Genomic DNA, 18355 nt, shown 5'->3' on the forward strand with positions numbered 1-18355 from the left:
AAAAAATGCAGCCTAATAAATCATCGATCTTTGTTGGATTAATCCTTACGTATTTAATCTTAAGTGGGTGTGCAAAACCAGTACAGTTAGCTTCTTTGGAAGCGGATAATGCTGCAAAAAAATTTTGTTCTGCGAAGGAATTCGGTGTTCTGTATATATATCGCCCCCATCATTTCGGCGACACGATACTCAACACAGTCCTATATTTGGATGATCAGGGCGTTGGTCGTCTAAAGCCTGATACCTTCATAAAGTTGCCCCTTGAGGAAGGAACACATTATGTTCGGACACTACTGGAAGAAGCAAACGGTGATATATACGAAAAGAGTGTAAAAACCAACCACAGGCTTGAAGTTAAAAAAGAGGAAATTTATTATTTAGAGATTGAGAATCGTGCTTACTGGACACAACATGGTTTTCTTATACATCAAAAAAGTGATAAAGTTGCTCAAAAAGAGATCTTAAAATTAAAACTTGTTGAGCAGGAGGAATTCGGCTATATAGCTCCGAAACTATTAGCTGACTAAAAGATAGTATTATATGTCCCAGGAATTAACACGCGAGCAACGACCAAAGACATTCTTGATGCAGTTAAAGAGTCAAGATCAAGAAGCTGATCATGCCGAACCATGCCTTGTGGGCATTGGGGTCACCCATTAAAGTTACATGAGTATTTCGAATGGTCAAGCCATAAAGGCTATTTTTCCAAGGCCAGGAAATGGGATTGGCTGCACAAGCAGTTCATCTTGTTCATACTTGTCAAGGCCCCCAAAGGTAGATATTTTTGCCGTGAGTCTGGTGAAACCCGGAATCTGTAAGTTTTCTCTGTCACAAATTCCGGGTTAATTTTCTCTGGCCGTGGGTCAGAAAGGAGCCGTCACTCCCAAATTAAAGCCGGATGTAATGTCATTTTGGGCACCGGCGGGATAATTATAGTCAAGATCCACTCGCTGAAATCGATATCCCAGGTTTAGGATAACGGCTGAAACCATCTTCTGGGTTAGGGGGAATACGTAATTTATTCCCAATTCTCCCAGATAATAATATCCATCGGCATCTCCATTAATGAAGCCATATGCGAAATTACTGTATAAATTCAATTTTCCTTTTATGGGAAAAACAGCCGAAAGACCTAAAATGGGTGCACTTAAAGATTCATCGAGCGGCGCTATGTCTATGTCTTCGTCCTCGAAACCAGCAGCACTAAAACTTGCCTGTGCGTCATAAGAACGGCTAAGACTTTTGTATCCAATGCTTAAAGCAATGTTGGGCGTTATCATATAGCCAAGATTCAGATCCCATTCCTTTCTTTCCGCAGACACATCAATATTCAAATCTTCTTTTATTTCTCTCCCATAGATATTATATCTGCTCGAAGGGACAGATTGCATCGAAAATTCATACTCTGTTTTCGGCATATAACTGCCACCAATGAAAAATTTGCGATACCGGACCATGAACGTCGGGATAAAGGTAAATTCAGAATCCGACTCAAACTGTAATATGGCAGAACCGTCAGTATTGTAACTTCCCAGCTTCATGGGGAGACTCCATTCGTTCATCCAAGTCTTCAACCCCAGGGCATATCCCCAATCCGCTCCGGAACGGTTTGAGCTCGCCAGCGTTTGCATTTTTCCCACGGGCGATACCTCCTCGCCCTTCTCATCAGCAGCATGAGCAACCACACATATTCCCAACGACAATAGACATGCCAACAAAACGAACATTTTTCCTGATTTCACACGAACTCTCCTTTCCCATTGGTTTGAATTTCCTGTCTCTGACTTTTTCCGGCATAACACCCGTGTTCCCGGGTTCCGGGATTGAACGATTAGCTGTTAGCTGTTAGCAAAATAATTACATTACAAAGAACGGTTGCACTTGTTCATTTCATTTAACCGGTGGCCGGCATCGAGTAAATGCCAAATGCCAAGCCGTTATGAGCGAACAGATGAATGCTAACCACTCACCTGGGGTACTTAATAACTCAACCGGCCCGCAACAGCAGCTTGAAAAACATCTCAAACAAAAGGTATCGATTTTTTCTTGGATTTCTCAACCTTCATAATGCGATGGGTTAACACTACAGACGGAGAAAAAATTATTTTTGTCGCTTTTTTGAGAAAAAAGTTGAGTTTTTAATTGCCGAAGACAAACGTGGGTTGATACGCAGGCGCTTGCGTATTCCGGGGGTTGGGTTCTTTCTCTGGTGGCTGCGGTTTAGCGAACCTTCTTTTTTGGGTCTCGACCTCGTAGTCACTCAACAGGCTGCTGTCTATCTCGCTCAAAAGCACTTTGGCGTTGGAGCTGGCAACGACTTCTCCGGTAACGATGTCGATCATCTTTGCTCGAATCTTCAAATATCTGCTGAGCTTATTCACCGATCCGGTGATAATGAAGCCGGCTCCCAGTTTCTTGAACATTTTCTTGTCCCATGTCATCTCTCCGCCGCTGTCAAAGGTGGCCTCCTTCTCCAGGGCCTGTATCCGATCTCTTTCCAGAACGACGATATTCCGATTTACTCGAAATGTTTCGATTACGATATCGACAAGTGTGTTTTCTACCTCACGGCATATCTTTTTGGGTTCTCGAGAATAACTATCAATAAACGAATGCACTACGATATAGTGCTTTGTGTTGGGGAAAGCCATACCGACATGGCGCTCGAAATCCTGTATAATCTCGGTAAGCTCTTCTTCCAATTCATCGGCGAAACATTCGCCCGAGACGAGTACGCTGAGCGGCATGATAAGAACAGCACACAGAATCAATGATAAATTTCGCAAAGGACGAAGCCAGGAAACAACCCAATCCGTGTTAATCATTATCCTCTCCAGTGGCCTGAGAAACCGGTGTGAATGGTTGTCCCGAAGATCGGCCGTGTCTTTGCGCTCGCAAAAACGGTGATACCGGATTGTACACCGCAATTCCCTTTCTTCCCCTCAGAAAAATAATCAGCAACAGCGTGAACCGTTTAGGCGTTATCATACGCCTTTCCCTCTGATTCGGGGGCGATCGATAAATGCGCCTTAGCCGCCTTTATCCGCCGTGTTGAGTCGGCCTCAATGCGTTTTCCGTCGAACCGCACCACCGTTCCAGCCGTTTACCACGCACTGCCCTTTTCGGAGCGGCGCTGCCGGGCACCGGCCACCTTGACGACCTTTACCTCGTTGCCGGACATGTAGAGTTGCCCCTCAAGGTTGAGCTCCTGAAGCATCTTATAGACGTTTCTCTGAAGCTTGGCCGAATTGATGGCGGACTTGTACAGGTACTCGTGATGCGTAGGCGTGTTCAGGCCGTTGGGTTTGGGGCGGTGGCTGTCGTACCCCGAAAAAAGGACCCAGTATGGCTCCATGTTCAGTATATCGTCTGCTGTGAACCCGTCGAACACGAAAATCCACTCGAGCAGACGCCCTCCGGCCTGGTCCACATAGCCAGCCAGCCGCTGCGCCAGTACAGCGCCCACGTCCATGCCTGTAACCCTTGATAAATCACCCACGGTCTCAAGAATATCGTTCCTCGTAAAGGGTCTCGGAACAAGCTTGGATTGCTGCGTCTCATACTCGAAATTGCCCATGCGCGAGCCGGAATGCACATCCAGAAGCCGGCCATCGGCTCTGGCCGTGACCCGTGCGCTGTTTTGCTCGATCTTTCCATTGGGGTATATGGAAAAAATGACGAGCACGTCGACGCCCACGTCCTTGCCGATCTGAATGAGCTCATCGTCGGCCCTGCGCACCCTGCCCTGCACATGGGTTTCATACGTATGAGCAGTTTCATCCTTAACGTCGAAGCCTTGATTGAGAAGCTGGTTAGATATGGCGTTCAGAACCCTCTTGAACACCCGCGAATCCCGAGGAATCGTGTTCGGGTCCACATCTTCTCCAACGATCATGATGCGCGGCAGATCCGTCGCAAACACAGCACCGCAGAAAGCGAAAACACAAAGAGCGGCACCCAGAGAGATGAACATCGATTTCCAGGCCACGTTATCTCCTCCTTCGGTCTTGGCTTCCAAACCGGCAAACGTTTCCCATTCAAGCCTTGGTGGTACCGCACTATGGTGGTGACAATGAGTCTGGGCAAAGCGTTGCTTCCCCATAATACGAAAAAATATTCGAGGGGACCACGACGGAAAGGTTACTAGAGAACTCCAGACACACAACGCACCTAACAAGCGCGTCCTTTTCCTATCCCAAATCACATGTTTTTTCAAGTCCAAGGGCCTCAATCCCCAGGGCAACCGCATTTGGAACCGAACCCTGCAAAAAGAGGGTCGCAGGCATGGCCAGCTCCTACAAAAAACCGCCTATGATTAATCTGTTGACGGTTGTAAAAAAGGATCTTTACGGCAACGATTGCCGTAAAGATCCTTTTTTAAAGTGACGACCGCATATGGAGTCTACCACTGCTCATCGGATGGTTGAGAACGATCCTTGGGCAGGCCCACTTTTTTCACGTTATATGTTCTTCCGTCAATGGTGATTTGCCCCTTCATATTTAATTTACTCAAGGCCTTATGAAGATTTCGTTCAAGTTTTGCAGCGCCAATCCGGGAGTTGTAGATGAATTCATGATGCGTCGCAGTGTTCATCGCGGCTGGGTCGGGGCGATATGATATATAACCTGAAAATATTTCCAGGTATTCTTCAAGTCCCATCATATCATCCTTGGAGAAGTTATCGAAAACCAGGTTGTATTCGTTGGCCATTCCACCTTGCGCACCGGTACCGTCGGCTCCATCAACGCGGTATGCCAGGTTGTCTTTCAAGGCCTGCCCAACGTCACTGGCCAATGTGGATGCCATTTCGCCCACTTTCTCTATAAAACATTCCCGGTTGCAATCCGCAGGAAGTCTTTCCTGCCTTGGTGCTTGAACATCAAAATTGCCCAGACGTTTACTGGCGTGAACATCCAGCATCCGGCCTTCCACTCTGCAGGTGTATTTTTTTGTATATCCCTTATCGATGACGTTATAGTAAATAGTAAACAAAACAGCAACATCCGCGCCTGCATCCTTGGCATTATCGACCAGGTGTTCCAGTGTTCGACGTCCTCGCCGACCAACACCGTCCAGCTTGGCCCGTTCTTCATAAACATCGAAGCCCTCATTGATCAGCGCGTTTGCAAAAGCATTCATAGCGCGTTTATGAACCCGGGTGCCTCGAGGAATTGTGTCTTTATCTTCATCTTCTCCCATGAGCATCAGACGCGGCAAATCTCCTGCCAATACCGGATTGTAAAAACACCCCACCAACAAAACCATAAACAAAACCCATCCGATCTTTTTCATGTCATTCTCCTTTTTATATAAGTTAATCTACTCAAAATGTGGGTGTACCCACTTGAATTTCAGGCTACGGCCCTCCAGCTTTGGCTTATATTTCCAATCCATTTCATCCAGAGCTTTTTTGATTTGTTTGAAGAGTTCATCGTCAGAGAGAAGTGACCAGTAGGAAACATTTAATCGTTTATCGGTATCTTTTTCCACTTTATGCCGCACATGACCGCTTAATACACTGACTTTTTCCTTGAAAAAGCGCTCAACGTTTCCTTTTGGAAAATCGATAAATGTAATGGAATATCTCATTCCCTTTTGTGCTTCAACTTCCCGCTGTAATCCCTCCACCATTTTTCGTGATAGAGACACAGAAATACCGAACACTTTTTCCTTTGCCTCATTGATGGTTAAAACAATTCTTTCATTTTCTTTTTTAGGGAGATAAGATGTTTTAAAGGCAGCAACTTCCTTACCGAGATAAAAGGCATCTGAGAGTCGAACAGCCTCGAGCGAAACCTCTCCTTCGATAATCTCATTTTTCGGTTTTGCGTTCAGCTTAACCATGACAGCCAACTCCGCGCCCACCCGCTTTGCAAACAATATAGCCGCTTTTTTGTTCAATTTACCACTTACATTCGGGTGTTTTGCGCGTAAGGTTGCCCAGTCCATTACATCAAACCGGAATTTTTCATGAAACACCTGGGTTACGGTTTTTTTCAGTGGTGCGAATTCATCGATGATACTGGATATGGACTGCATGTCATCATCTATTCCAAAAATGACGACCTTCGGATGTCCGGTCATTGTCATTAAAATTTCTAGGGCTTCAACATGTTGATTGATAAGGCCATTTTCCACGGTCGCATCGATCTCTGTAAAATACGTGCGGTCTGACTCCTTTTTTTCATTTAAAATTTTATAACCACTCACATATCCTCTGGCATAGGAAACTATTTCATCCTTGATTAATTCACCGTATTTCACATCAGTCCGTGTTTCGATAAAAACACCGGCCGCTTCCGCAACAGCCTGTCGGAATGCGTTGGTCAGCGCATTGGTACGAGATATACCAATCCCCTGAACGATAACGGCTTGGCTGATGGCGGGTATAAAAACAATATTACAGAAAAAATAGAGGAACAGATAGCTTCGTTTCATCATGACTTTTCCTCTTAGAGCTTGTTTGAGAATTATGGATCAGGCCCGATAACAAGGCGGAAAGCGTCTCAAAAGCGGAGCATATATGTAATATGTGAGCATTTTGAGACACTTTCCAACGCCGTTAGCAGGCCTGATCCATTATTCTCAAACAGGCTCTTATGCAATGAGAGCTTATGCCATCGAGCACTCACATAATAATCGTCATATTCTTTACTCGAAAACCTTAATTGTTCGTCAGTTTGTTTACCGTGAGCTACTCTTTCGGCCTGCTGGATTTCTTAGACGGAAAGGAAATGAGGATTTGTCGCAAAAAATTTGTACTTATTTTGTGTGGATTATGTTCGACAGGCTATAATGAGTCAAGGGCAGACTTGCCCCCTTTTTCTCTTTTTCTTTTTTTCTTTTTTTTCTGAAAATAAGATTTACTTACACCGCTTCTTTAGTAGATATCCAAAAGCATTTGAAATCGTTACGGTCATCCCTCCCAGAACAGTCTTTGTGATTCCCCGTACTTTTTCAACATAAAACTTCGCGTCCTGAGGATTGTCCATGTCCTGCAGCAGATAGCCCAGGTTGCTCAGACTTTTGGCTGTATCCGGATGGTTTTCACCCAGCACCTTCCTGTTGATCTCCAGGGCCTTTTCATAATACGGCTTTGCGGCTTGGTGGTCGCCCATGTCCTGTAGCAGATAGCCCAGGTTGCTCAGACTGTTGGCCGTCTCCGGATGGTTTTCACCCAGCACCTTCTTGTTGATCTCCAAGGCCTTTTCATAATACGGCCTTGCGGCCTGGTGGTCGCCCATGTCCTGTAGCAGATAGCCCAGGTTGTTCAGATTGTTGGCCGTATCCGGATGGTCTTCGCCCAGCACCTTCTTGTTGATCTCCAGGGCCTTTTCCAAATATGGCTTTGCGGCCTGATGATCTCTCATGTCCTGCAGCAGATAGCCCAGGTTGTTCAGGCTGTTGGCCGTATCCGGATGGTCTTCGCCCAGCACCTTCTTGTTGATCTCCAGGGCCTTTTCCAAATATGGCTTTGCGGCCTGATGATCTCTCATGTCCTGCAGCAGAGATCCCAGGTTGTTCAGACTGTTGGCCGTATCCGGATGGTCTTCGCCCAGCACCTTCTTGTTGATCTCCAGGGCCTTTTCCAAATATGGCTTTGCGGCCTGATGGTCTCTCATGTCCTGCAGCAGGGACCCCAGGTTGTTCAGACTGTTGGCCGTCTCCGAATGATCTTCGCCAAGTACCTTTATTCTGATCTCCAGAGCTTTTTCCAAATACGGCTTTGCACCCTGGTGGTCACCCATGGCATTCAGCAGGGCCCCCAGGTTGTTCAGGCTCCTGGTCGTATCCGGATGGTCTTCGCCCAGCACTTTCTTGTTGATCTCCAGGGCTTTTTCATAATACGGCTTTGCGGCCTGGTGGTCACCCACGGCATTCAGCAGATAGCCCAGGTTGTTCAGACTGTTGGCTGTATCCGGATGGTCTTCGCCCAGCACCTTCATTCTGATCTCCAAGGCTTTTTCATAATACCTGAATGTTGACTCAAACTTGGCAGTATTTGTTGCAACCACTTTTTTCATGGACGTTTAAGAGCACTTTCCTTTGTAATGCTAAGGGTTCGCGCAAAAATAGATTCACAAATTGTCAGTGTTCAGGCGCCCGCTCAGCAAGGCGCGAAGACAAAGGAATATCAGGCATATTCCGTGTTTTCGCAACGCCGCTGAGCGGGATGGATGGGCGCTGAAAATGTGAAGTTATTTTTGCGCGAGCCCTTAGATATAGGCTTTGACGGACACCTGAAAAGGGTCTCACCGCTGTTGGATATCCACCCAGACTTCTCTAATCGTTAATCTAATCTCAAAATCAGCGAGAATATTTTGCGAATTTCTCAATTAAGAAAGAAGCATCCTGTAATTTAGCTATTTTCTAAAACAAAAACAACTGAAGAGAAAGGAACATTTCGAGTGAAAAGGACTTTTGGCGGGCCACGCCAACCAACTGTAATCGATGTTAAAATATGTCAATACCAGGCGAACCAAGCCAAAATGCTGAAATAAAAGCAGGAAATGGTTAAAAGAGCAGGGCTGTTTGGGGGCAATATCGCAATTTTCGGCCAAAAGGACGGTTTAAGAATCATCCGGAAAAGTTTTCGAAACTGGGGAGATCGAGTTCCTCCAATTCAGTTCTTGACAATAAGATCTGGTCTGGTCAGACTATATTTAGTGCCCATCCAGAAATGACTAATTTGCCCCATATCGGCGTTGCGCGAAAAATTTTATCCTCGGAATATCAACCATATGCCTGTGGTAAAATTTTTCGGGCGCCTTGATCTCGACCAAATTAGCCTATTTCTGGACGGACACTATCTAATCGTTTTAAGCGAACAGAAGGGGTGATGACATGCAAATCGCCAATATATCAGAGGCTAAAGCACAATTATCCCCGCTTATCGAAAAAGTGATGGCTTAGGAAATTAAACATGTCATTGAAGTTGTTGTGGAATTCATTGAGGCTGATGATCTGCCTGCTGCTTTTGGGAGGGTGTGCGACAAACCAACTTGTCAAAAACATGGAGGTTACCGCCTACTGTGGATGCGGAGAATGCTGCAACTGGGAGAGAGGAAGCTGGAAATATCTGAAACTTAATTTCTGGAATCGCTATATCAATGCCGGGCCCCAAAAAGGCCAGCCCTACTCCGGTCTTACGGCAAGTGGCACCAAACCCCATGAACCCCAGCCGGGTCTTTTTTCGTTGGATAGTCTCAAAAAACCATGGATGATCCCTATTCGCATTATTTTCTTTCCATGGCTTTTATTGCCCGAAGACGGAACCCTCGCGGCAGATACCCGCTACTATCCATTTGGAACCCGCATATATGTTCCCGGTTATGGCTATGGTGTGGTTGAAGATCGTGGGGGCGCCATCAAAGGCCAATATCGTTTGGATGCCTATTTTAATTCTCATGGCAAAGCGCTGAAATGGGGGCGACAAAAACTAACTGTTGAAATTGAGAGGTAAGGGCGCAGGAAAAAAATAAGGCTCATGTTGTGTTTCAGGGTCTTATTTGACCAGCAACTCAATTAAGGAATGGAGCAGCGCTTTTCCGCGTTTGCCGACGTTATGAACAAACTCAAAGAATCCAAGATAAACAGGTAGCTTCTCTTGTGAGATCCCACGGTGGGGAGGCAGCCAGCTTCTCAACAAGGACCAAAATCCTTCCATCGTGTTAACATGAACTTCACAAAAGCCATCGCCATCATCATCTCTGGCATATTCGCCGGCGGCGTGATTCACGCTTCGTGCCCATAGCCCCATTCATCCAGACGGTTGTAAATGGCATACTCACTGGCGCACCTCTTAAACGATAGTCTCGGCGGTTTAAACAAGTAGAATTCCGTCACCCCCTCACCCCCTTCAGCCTTCGGCCTAAACCGCTTTTTTGGGGTGTTACTTTCCAACACCCTCGATAAAATGCCACACATTGGATTTTGAAGCATTGACTCGCGGACCGGGCTGCAAACATTTCAATGCGGCGCATGCAGTGGCAAACGTCATCGATGTTCGCTGATCGCGTTTTTCGAGAAACATGGCATGGATGAATCCAGCGATAAATGCATCTCCGGCCCCGGTCGTATCCCTTGCTTCAACACAAAAGGCAGGTACGGACAAGCCGTCATTTCCGTCAACCCATACTGCTCCGCCCTTGCCCAGGGTGACAATGATCCCCAACTCGGGCCGGTAGCGGTCATACAAGGATGCCGCCGCCGTCATGAGATCACCATTTCCGGTCTGTTGGATCACTCCCTCTTTGAACGTGACCAGCAGACTGCATAAAGACAGCATTTCCTCAAAAAGCGGCGTGGTAATTCCGCATTGATTCAGAAAAGCGGGCTCCACCTGGAGATTATAGATAACGGGGATTTCTCTTTCTCGACAAAGGCGGGCCAGTTTCAGGGCCGGTGCGGCAAGCTGCATGTCGGTGTAAAAGACCTTTACACCATCGAGCATTGCAGCATGGACATCCGTTTCACTCAGGGTCAGCAGACTGTCGCCCATATTGCAAAAAATGGTTTTCTCTCCGTTGCGGTCCACCGCGACATAGGTGTGCATGGAAATACCGCCATTTTTGATGGATACATACCGGGTCTCCACATCGCAGGACTGCAGATCATCGAGCAGTTTCCGCCCCACCGTATCGTTTCCCAGTTGAGATACCAATCCCGGTTTTGCTCCCAATCCGGACAAGGTCACGAGAACATTGGCGCAACTGCCACCGGGCATGAGGGTTTCCGTTTGAATGACCGCATAACCGTCTTCATTGGGCAGGTGATCACAGGTCAAGACCATGTCCATTGCCACCGCTCCCAGACCGAGCACATCGATGCTCATGGGGTATCTCCTTTACCGGTTAAATTCCGGCGGGCGATCCGTTCCAAACCCGAAGCGATTTTCTTCAGTTCGATATCATTGGCCTTTTTTATTGCCTGGAAAAGGTCCGCTGGGACCCTGTCGAAACCGTTCAGCGCGCCGGCCAGGGCACCGGCCATGGACGCGATGGTATCCGTATCGTACCCTACATTGGCGCCGGCGATGACGCAGCCCCGTGGATCGCCACCCGCCGCGACGAATATTCCGATGGCGGTGGGAATGGATTCGTAAGCCGGAAGCCCGGTCCCGATGATGTTGGCAAAAAAGCGATTGGCGGCGGCAGTGTCCTCGGCCTTCAAGGCCAGGGATACGGCAAGTTCAATTCGATCGGCCACGCAAGGCAAGGGAACGGTCCTTGATTTCTGCATGCCGACCACCTCTCCTTTTCGCGCACCGGCCAGCGCCGCCCGGACTACGGAAAACACATCGGCGTCGCTTCTCAATGCTTCGGCCACGCCGGCTGCCATGGCACAGGCCGACCCGATGGCGGTCTGAGTACAATGGGATGGCAGACAAACGTCTACCGCATCCTGGATGGCGGCATCGATGTTTCCGGGATGGGCCAGACCCACAGGCGCAATCTTCATGGCACCGCCATTGGAAGCACCGGACATGGGGTGGTTTTCCCTCAGGCAATTTTTCACAGGGTCTTTCCCGTCCGCGATATTTTCCATAGCCTTGCGCGTGCTGGGGCCGAACATGGTCTGGTTTCCGGCATGGACAGCGCGGTTGTACGCTTTGAGCAAAGCTGCCGCGATCAGGGACGGCGTGATGTGTCCATCGTTTTCAATATAGGCCTCGGCTACCGCCAGGGTCAGGATCGTATCGTCCGTGATTTGGCCTGCGCAAAGCCCCCGGTGAACCCGGGTGTCGGCAAAAGGCGGATGAAATGCTTCGACCGGACCTTCGAACCGCTCGCGGATTTCATCAATAGTCATGTCGTGACAGGGCATCCCCAGCGCGTCACCGATGGCGACCATGCTCAAGCAGCCCAGAATTTTCTTGTATAAGTCGTTTTCCATATGTTTCCTTTTTTACGCTTTCCCGAGAAACATCATTCGGGCCAGTTCATCCGGAGTCGTGTCTTTGAGGATTCCCTGCCAGATGGTTCGCCCTTCCTTTAGAACCGCCGCCCGGTCGGCCACCTGAAACAGCTCCCGGAGGTTGTGGGTCACCATGATGACCGATTTTCCCCGGTCTTTGAGCGATCGAATCAGGTCCAGTATCTTTTTTTGTTCCCATGCCGCCATACTGGCTGTGGGCTCATCCAGAAGAACGATTCTGGATTGGAACAGCAGGCATCGGCATATGGCCACCGCCTGGCGCTGCCCCCCGGAAAGATGTCGCACCGGCGTGTTGATATCGGTCAGGGTAATCCCCAATTCCGTCAAAACGTGGGCCGCCTGCCGGGCCATTTTGCGTTTATCGAGAATCGAAACCAACGGTTTGAGTAGCTTTCGGGTTTCATAGCGTCCCAGATAAGCGTTCTCCCAGACCGACAGGCTTTCGCAAAGCGACAGGTCCTGGTAGACCATTTCGATGCCCAGGTCTCTGGAGTGGGTAGGCGCGTCGATACGAACCGGCTTGCCGCCGATGATGATTTTTCCGGCATCCCGTCGAAGAACGCCGGAAAGAATTTTCAACAGGGTGGATTTGCCGGCGCCGTTATCCCCGACCAGTCCCAGGATTTCTTGCCGATGAAGAAACAATTCAGCACTGTTCAGGGCAATTTTGCCGGCGAACTGCTTTTGAATATCTTTCATATGAACAATCGTATCGGACGTTTCACCCGAACCATTCCAGGGCTTTGATTGGGCAAGCGACGGCATTTGCGCTACTTCCAGTCTTCGAGCAGATGAATATTCTCTTTGTTGGCCAGTACGCTGATCACCCGTAAGTTTTCCGGTATGCGTTTGCCCTGGGACGCTGCAATGGCCGTGCGGGTGACGATTTCTCCAATCACGAACGGACTGAAGGCCACTGAACAGGCCAGTCGTCCGCTGGCTATGGCCTCCTTGGCCTGGCCGATCAAATCGATGCCCCCGACCAGGATCTGTCCGGTTTTCCCGGCAGCGTCAATGGCTTCCAGCGCGGCCAGCGCCATGATGTCATTGGCGCACATGATGCCCTTAAGGTCCGGGTGGGCCTGGAGCAGATTGGATGTCACCTCGAACGCTTTGTTGCGGTCCCAGTTTCCCGGCTGCACGGCAACGAGTTCAATGGAGGACTCGGTCTGAAATCCTACCCTGGCACCGTCTCTTCTCCCTTCGGATTGAGGCGCGCCCGGCAGTCCTTCGATGATGGCGACTTTTCCCCCGCCGTTTTTGGCAAGTTGCCCTGCGATGTATTGCGCGCCGATTTTACCCTGGACATAATATTCCACAAGCCCCAGTGTAATGGGATTGGCGCCGGCTTCCTGGGCGGCCTTCATGTCCACCCGCCAGTCTGTCACGGTCGTTATGCCTTTTTTCTCCGCTTTTACGAATCCGGGAATCAGGTTATGGGCGGTGATCGTGTGCGCAGCGATGGCATCATATCCCTTGGCCACCATGTTTTCCAGGATGTTCAATTGCGCGGTGGTGCTGTTCTCCTGGGGTGCGGCCTGAATATCAATGGTGATGCCGAATTCTTTGGCCGCTTTCTCATACCCGTTTTTCATGGACACCCAATACGGATTCGACAGCGTAATCAGCACAACCCCCATGCGGAATCCGGGTTTGGGTTTAGGGACGTCTCCCAGCATGGCAAAGGACTCGGATCGAGATTTTTCAAACAGTGTTGTTTGCACTTGCACAGCCGATAACGCGGTGCCGGCAAGCATAGCCATGGCAAGACAGATAACTACCGGTTTCAAAGCGAGTTTCATAGTCAACAATTCTCCTTTTAGAATGTATTATTTTCACGCCGCTTCATTCTGTCAGCCAGAACCGCCAGAATGAAAACGATGCCGATAACCAGTTGCTGGTAATAGGACGGCACGTTGATGATGGTCAGCCCGTTGGCCAATGTTCCGATAATGAGTGCGCCCAGAAATGTGCCGCGGATACTCGCTTCACCGCCGAAAAAGGATGTTCCCCCCATGACCACGGCGGCAATGGCTTCAAGCTCCAGACCGAGTCCGGCGATGGCCTCCGCCGTGTTCAGTCGCGCCGTGACCACGACGCTTGCCAGTGCCGCCGCGGCACCGGAAAGCATGTAAACGGCGATTAATACCCGCCGGACGGGAATGCCCATGCGAAAGGCCCCTTCCGGATTGTCTCCCACCGCTCGTACATTGATGCCGAATCGGGTCCAGGAAATCATCAGATAAGCCAGGCACACGACGGTAAACGCAAGAATCGCCGACAGTGGCAAGGAACCGAGACGACCGGTTCCGATGGTGCGAAACGCCATGGGCAAACCGTAGATGGGCCGGGCGTCGGTCAAGATGAGTGACAGGGCACGATAAATGCCCGCAGTTCCTAAAGTTACGATAAATGGAGAGATGCCGAAGGTTGCCGACCCGAGGCCGTTGAACAGTCCCATTAACGCCCCGGAAAGGATACCCAGCACCGCGCCTGCCGGCACGCCGAATCCGGCCTTCATGGCGGCCGCCATGACGATCCCACTGAGCGCCAGGATGGAGCCGACGGACAGGTCTATTCCGGCGGTGGCAATGACCAGGGTCATACCGGTACCGGCGATGATGAGCACGGCCGACTGCACCAGGATGTTCGTAAAATTTTCCCAGGTGAAAAAATACGGCGACATGAGGCTGAAAAAAATACCCAGCAGCAGAAGGAACACCGTAAGCCCGAAGCGCTGAAACCGGTCAATTCGCATCATGTAACAACGTCGCTCAATATTGATAGGGATTAAATTGATTTCTCAATTAAAACAGAAACTTCTACTCCAACACAGTTTAGTATGTCAAATATTAATTATCGATATCATCATAAACCGTTATTGGTACTAACTCTGTTGGTCAGAACTTCGAGGTTCCCGCTCCCGCTCCCGTTCCAGAACCTGCAACAATGGTCTTGCTTGGCGTTGGATTGGTTGGCATGGCAGGTGTTTCGCGAAAAAGATTTTTGAAAAAGCAACAATAGCTTGTCAATAGGCTTTACCGATTAGAAAGTAACCGCCCTACCAGTAGTAATGTTAGGGCGGTTCTTTTTTCATTTGGGCGAAGCCCATACAATCTATTGTTTCTCTCTGTAAACTCCGCGACTCTGAAATAACGGAATCGATATATCAATGCCGGCCCCTATTTTTGTTCATTCAGCCGTATCAATGTGGAGTTATACACACTGCCGAGAGGCACCGCATCGCCTTCTTAGGACACGGTTCTGACAGGCATATAATTCAGCTCATCATTCAATGAGACCTCATCTTCCATAATCGCGTACATATTCAATGTGGGACTTTTCATCAGCACCCGCATCCACAAAATACCCTGCCTCAACGCCATGGCCTGGATGGTATAGATCCAGTATTTGGCTGTTTTTGCGTTCAGTGCAATCCGGCCCTTGAGACTGCCGTTTTCCAAAAACAAATGCAGCGTCCCTGTAGCGCTACCGCCCATGACAGATGCATAGCGGCCCACCAGTCTCTCTTCAACGGGTCGTGTGTCCGGCGGCGGCGCCTGGGCATCGATGATAAAACGGAAAGTATCCCTGGCCTCCATATTGCCGCATTCGAATAAAGCGAAAATCTGGTACTCGCCTTCCTCCCTCGCCGCAAGCAGGTCCACACGTCGCTGCTTGTCTTCACCGGACGCCACAACAATTTTGGCGGGACGGGAGCTGAACAGGACCTGCCCTTCCTTTTCAATGGAATAGGAAAATAAAAGCGGTGAACCGGCGTATTGCGGATCCTCGACGACACGATAATCCACCAGAAAACGAAAGGCATCCCCCGGCCGGACCCGCTTGGGATAACAGCGGGTCTCCAATATCTCAAGGCTGGGCTTCAGAGCAGCCTGCTTCAAATGCGCCAGTTCTCGATGATAATCCTCTGGAAAATCCAGCTTGATCACCGTCAGAACCACATCCTTGACTTCAGAGCGCATCAGCACCTGTGTGTCTGAAATTGTTGTGACACTAATTGGATAGGGTGGTTTTCCAAAATAATACATCGTGGATGTTGAAATAAATATGATGCGACTTCCCAATCTTTTTCATTATAGCAGAACAGGGTTTTGAACAGGCCAAAAAAAATTTGACTATGCAAAAATACTGTCAGATCTGATTTTGACTCTGCACAACATACTGTATTCATATATGTATTGACACAAAAGCGCCGGGCGGGCATACTCGATTCCACAAAAAACAAATGCTAACCTTTTAATGTTTCAACACCCTGACCATTCCCATATAATATGAAAACGGCCCATGCTGATGAGAAACCCATGATCGCAGGTGCGACCAGAGCTCACAGGCACCGGAAGTGACGACTTAAAATGTTTTTTATCAAACCTTATCGAATCGTTGCATGGCTTTTGCTTTGTGTTTCATGGTCATTCACAACGGCCCATGCCGAGCTGCCCAACTCGGCAGACAGACCCTTCTGGACGCAGAAAACCTGTTACCGGATGGATGACATCGTTTTTGGCGTGGGGCTTTCCATAGGACAACGCTCCCTGGAAAAGGCCCGTAAGGAATCCTTCCGAGCCGCTTTGTGGGAAATCTCCAACTATGCCCAGATTAAAGACACCACCCTTTTGCTGGTGGAAACCCAAATGACCTATGAAGAACAGCGCCCGGATGGCGCATACTCGGTCTGGAGGCTGGTCAAAACCCCCTTGGCCCAGATCATTAAAGCCAAAGAACTGATGGCTCAAAACAGTGCTGATACCCAAAAACACGTCACCCGGATTCGAAAACTGGAACATGAAAACAGGGAGGGCCTGGCGGATGAAATTCGCCGGGCCCTGCTCGAGGGCGAGGATGTCAACCGGACATGGTCTCCCCCCACACCTGTTGATAAAACCTTTCCCACAGGATGGATCAAAAGCGTAAAAGATACATACCGAACCGACGAGACGATCGATTTATCCATCAGGGCCAACGACAACCATGCACTCAAAACCCTTGTATTTTCCATCAAGCACTCCTCAATAAAAAAACGATGGTCCATCAACGGCAACACGTTCGAGAGACGGATTTCCTTTCCCGCCGCGGTCCTTTCAACCGGTAAACAAGTCTATTCCATAACCATCACCGATGCGGCTGGGAACACGGCATTGAAACAAGGGGTATTCCGCATCATTGACCTTCATGATGAGCTTTATGATATATTGTCAGGCGATTAGTTCAGACAAGGAGAAACCCGATGAAAAGATGCGTCTATGCAAGTATTGTATTCTTGGTTTTCGGATGCTGCACCGTCTTAAACGCCCAGGCCGGCGAGGTGGTGGGCATGGTCACGGGAGCCAAAACCGGCACGTACATCCAGTTTGGGAAAGATATCGCCAGGGCAGCCGCTAAACACGGCCTGAATATCGAGGTCAAGGAATCCCAAGGCAGCCTGGATAACATCAAACGGTTGAACAGTAAGGAAAACGCAGCCTTCGGCATTGTTCAATCCGATGTACTGGGTATTTTGTACGCCAACAAACCCGAGGTGGCCAGACGCCTGCGCATGGTGTACCCCCTGTACAATGAAGAAGTGCATCTTCTGGCCCGCAAATCCATCCGCAGCATTTCCGATCTTGAAGGAAAAACCGTGGCCACGGGGACCAAGGGCAGCGGCAACTGGCTGACCCTGGCCAATCTGCTGCATCAGACCGACATCAAACCATCCCGTAAAATCACGGACTTGAAACCCATCGATGCCGTCATTGCCGTCCTTGAAGGAAAAATCGATGCCATGATCTATGTTTCCGGAAAACCAGTGAAATTGTTTTCAAAACTTGAACAACTCAAGAAAAATCCGAAGTTCCAAGATCTTATGGGCACGATTCATTTTGTCCCCTTGAATGATCCCAAACTTCTTGAAGAATATTATGTGGCCTCGACCATCGGTCCTGGCGATTATGCCTGGCTTTCCGAAAAGGTCCCCACCCTTGCCGTCAAGGCCCTTTTGATCTCCTTTGATTTTTCGAGCCGGCATACGGCCTATTACCGGTCCCGATGCGGCAGTTTAAACATCTTAGGGAACGCCATTCGTGAAAACATCAACGATCTCAAGAGAAACGGCCATCCCAAATGGCAGTCCGTGGATCTCAATGCCGCTGTCGGGCGCTGGAAATGGGATACCTGCTCCCACCCTGAATCCTCGAAGCCTTCCTCCAACGACCTGTATGATGAACTTCAGGACCTGTTTAACAACGACTGACCCAAACGACTTTTTCAATGTTGACGGCTGCTAAGACGCAAAAAGTGTAACGCTATCTTTCCCGTTACTTGAGGCTTCACACAAGGAATAATCATAAAATTTTAGTACCTTAATGCGCCCGAACCATTTTTTAGGCGTGGTAAAATAATGTCACGTTTCCATCG

The 18355-nt window shown here is 49.0% G+C and carries 17 protein-coding genes and 1 pseudogene; 5 read left to right on the plus strand and 13 right to left on the minus strand.

Annotated features, from left to right (window positions below; translation table 11 throughout):
- The first annotated feature begins 5 nt into the window (after positions 1-5).
- The gene (locus Dvar_RS38605; RefSeq protein ID WP_419658794.1) at positions 6-527 is read left to right on the plus strand and encodes a hypothetical protein; all 522 of its coding nucleotides are present in this window, start codon (positions 6-8) and stop codon (positions 525-527) included.
- 336 nt (positions 528-863) lie between these two features.
- On the opposite strand, the gene Dvar_RS38610 is transcribed toward Dvar_RS38605, so the two are convergent.
- From Dvar_RS38610 to Dvar_RS38635, 6 genes are all read right to left on the minus strand, one after another.
- Complete coding sequence (locus Dvar_RS38610) at positions 864-1742, minus strand: hypothetical protein (protein ID WP_419658795.1); 879 nt, start codon at positions 1740-1742, stop codon at positions 864-866.
- 396 nt (positions 1743-2138) lie between these two features.
- Positions 2139-2825: a CsgG/HfaB family protein gene (locus tag Dvar_RS38615; protein WP_419658796.1), complete on the minus strand. Its 687-nt coding sequence runs from the start codon at positions 2823-2825 to the stop codon at positions 2139-2141.
- A gap of 278 nt (positions 2826-3103) precedes the next feature.
- Complete coding sequence (locus tag Dvar_RS38620) at positions 3104-3988, minus strand: hypothetical protein (RefSeq protein ID WP_419658797.1); 885 nt, start codon at positions 3986-3988, stop codon at positions 3104-3106.
- Between the two features lie 414 nt (positions 3989-4402).
- Positions 4403-5293, minus strand: a complete 891-nt coding sequence (locus Dvar_RS38625; RefSeq protein WP_419658798.1) for a hypothetical protein — start codon at positions 5291-5293, stop codon at positions 4403-4405.
- Positions 5294-5320: 27 nt separating this feature from the next.
- Entirely contained in the window at positions 5321-6442 is a 1122-nt protein-coding gene (locus Dvar_RS38630; protein ID WP_419658799.1) for a hypothetical protein, read from the minus strand.
- A 422-nt stretch (positions 6443-6864) separates the two neighbouring features.
- The gene (locus tag Dvar_RS38635; protein ID WP_419658800.1) at positions 6865-8025 is read right to left on the minus strand and encodes a tetratricopeptide repeat protein; all 1161 of its coding nucleotides are present in this window, start codon (positions 8023-8025) and stop codon (positions 6865-6867) included.
- Positions 8026-8924: 899 nt separating this feature from the next.
- Between Dvar_RS38635 and Dvar_RS38640 the strand changes: the two genes are divergently transcribed.
- Positions 8925-9464 carry a 3D domain-containing protein gene (locus Dvar_RS38640; RefSeq protein WP_419658801.1) on the plus strand — a complete coding sequence of 180 codons (540 nt, stop codon included), beginning with the start codon at positions 8925-8927 and terminating at the stop codon, positions 9462-9464.
- 42 nt (positions 9465-9506) lie between these two features.
- On the opposite strand, the pseudogene Dvar_RS38645 reads toward Dvar_RS38640, so the two are convergent.
- From Dvar_RS38645 to Dvar_RS38670, 6 genes and pseudogenes are all read right to left on the minus strand, one after another.
- Positions 9507-9790, minus strand: a pseudogene (locus Dvar_RS38645) (transposase); the annotation flags it as partial.
- 103 nt (positions 9791-9893) lie between these two features.
- Positions 9894-10835: a carbohydrate kinase family protein gene (locus Dvar_RS38650; protein ID WP_419658802.1), complete on the minus strand. Its 942-nt coding sequence runs from the start codon at positions 10833-10835 to the stop codon at positions 9894-9896.
- Positions 10832-11896 carry an ADP-ribosylglycohydrolase family protein gene (locus Dvar_RS38655; protein WP_419658803.1) on the minus strand — a complete coding sequence of 355 codons (1065 nt, stop codon included), beginning with the start codon at positions 11894-11896 and terminating at the stop codon, positions 10832-10834. The genes Dvar_RS38650 and Dvar_RS38655 overlap by 4 nt, the downstream gene beginning before the upstream one ends.
- 12 nt (positions 11897-11908) lie before the next feature.
- Positions 11909-12703: an ATP-binding cassette domain-containing protein gene (locus Dvar_RS38660; RefSeq protein ID WP_419658804.1), complete on the minus strand. Its 795-nt coding sequence runs from the start codon at positions 12701-12703 to the stop codon at positions 11909-11911.
- 5 nt (positions 12704-12708) lie between these two features.
- The gene (locus Dvar_RS38665) at positions 12709-13740 is read right to left on the minus strand and encodes a substrate-binding domain-containing protein (RefSeq protein ID WP_419658805.1); all 1032 of its coding nucleotides are present in this window, start codon (positions 13738-13740) and stop codon (positions 12709-12711) included.
- 17 nt (positions 13741-13757) lie between these two features.
- Positions 13758-14699 carry an ABC transporter permease gene (locus tag Dvar_RS38670; protein ID WP_419658806.1) on the minus strand — a complete coding sequence of 314 codons (942 nt, stop codon included), beginning with the start codon at positions 14697-14699 and terminating at the stop codon, positions 13758-13760.
- Positions 14700-14818: 119 nt separating this feature from the next.
- Here Dvar_RS38670 and Dvar_RS38675 point away from each other — a divergent pair, with 119 nt between their 5' ends.
- Positions 14819-14962 carry a PEP-CTERM sorting domain-containing protein gene (locus Dvar_RS38675; RefSeq protein WP_419664222.1) on the plus strand — a complete coding sequence of 48 codons (144 nt, stop codon included), beginning with the start codon at positions 14819-14821 and terminating at the stop codon, positions 14960-14962.
- Positions 14963-15189: 227 nt separating this feature from the next.
- On the opposite strand, the gene Dvar_RS38680 is transcribed toward Dvar_RS38675, so the two are convergent.
- Positions 15190-15924, minus strand: a complete 735-nt coding sequence (locus Dvar_RS38680; protein ID WP_419658807.1) for a hypothetical protein — start codon at positions 15922-15924, stop codon at positions 15190-15192.
- Positions 15925-16314: 390 nt separating this feature from the next.
- Here Dvar_RS38680 and Dvar_RS38685 point away from each other — a divergent pair, with 390 nt between their 5' ends.
- Positions 16315-17166 carry a hypothetical protein gene (locus tag Dvar_RS38685; RefSeq protein WP_419658808.1) on the plus strand — a complete coding sequence of 284 codons (852 nt, stop codon included), beginning with the start codon at positions 16315-16317 and terminating at the stop codon, positions 17164-17166.
- Positions 17167-17186: 20 nt separating this feature from the next.
- Complete coding sequence (locus Dvar_RS38690) at positions 17187-18191, plus strand: TAXI family TRAP transporter solute-binding subunit (protein WP_419658809.1); 1005 nt, start codon at positions 17187-17189, stop codon at positions 18189-18191.
- Positions 18192-18355 lie beyond the last annotated feature (164 nt).

It is taken from the genome of Desulfosarcina variabilis str. Montpellier, from assembly GCF_048565275.1.
Classification (GTDB): Bacteria; Desulfobacterota; Desulfobacteria; order Desulfobacterales; family Desulfosarcinaceae; genus Desulfosarcina; species Desulfosarcina variabilis.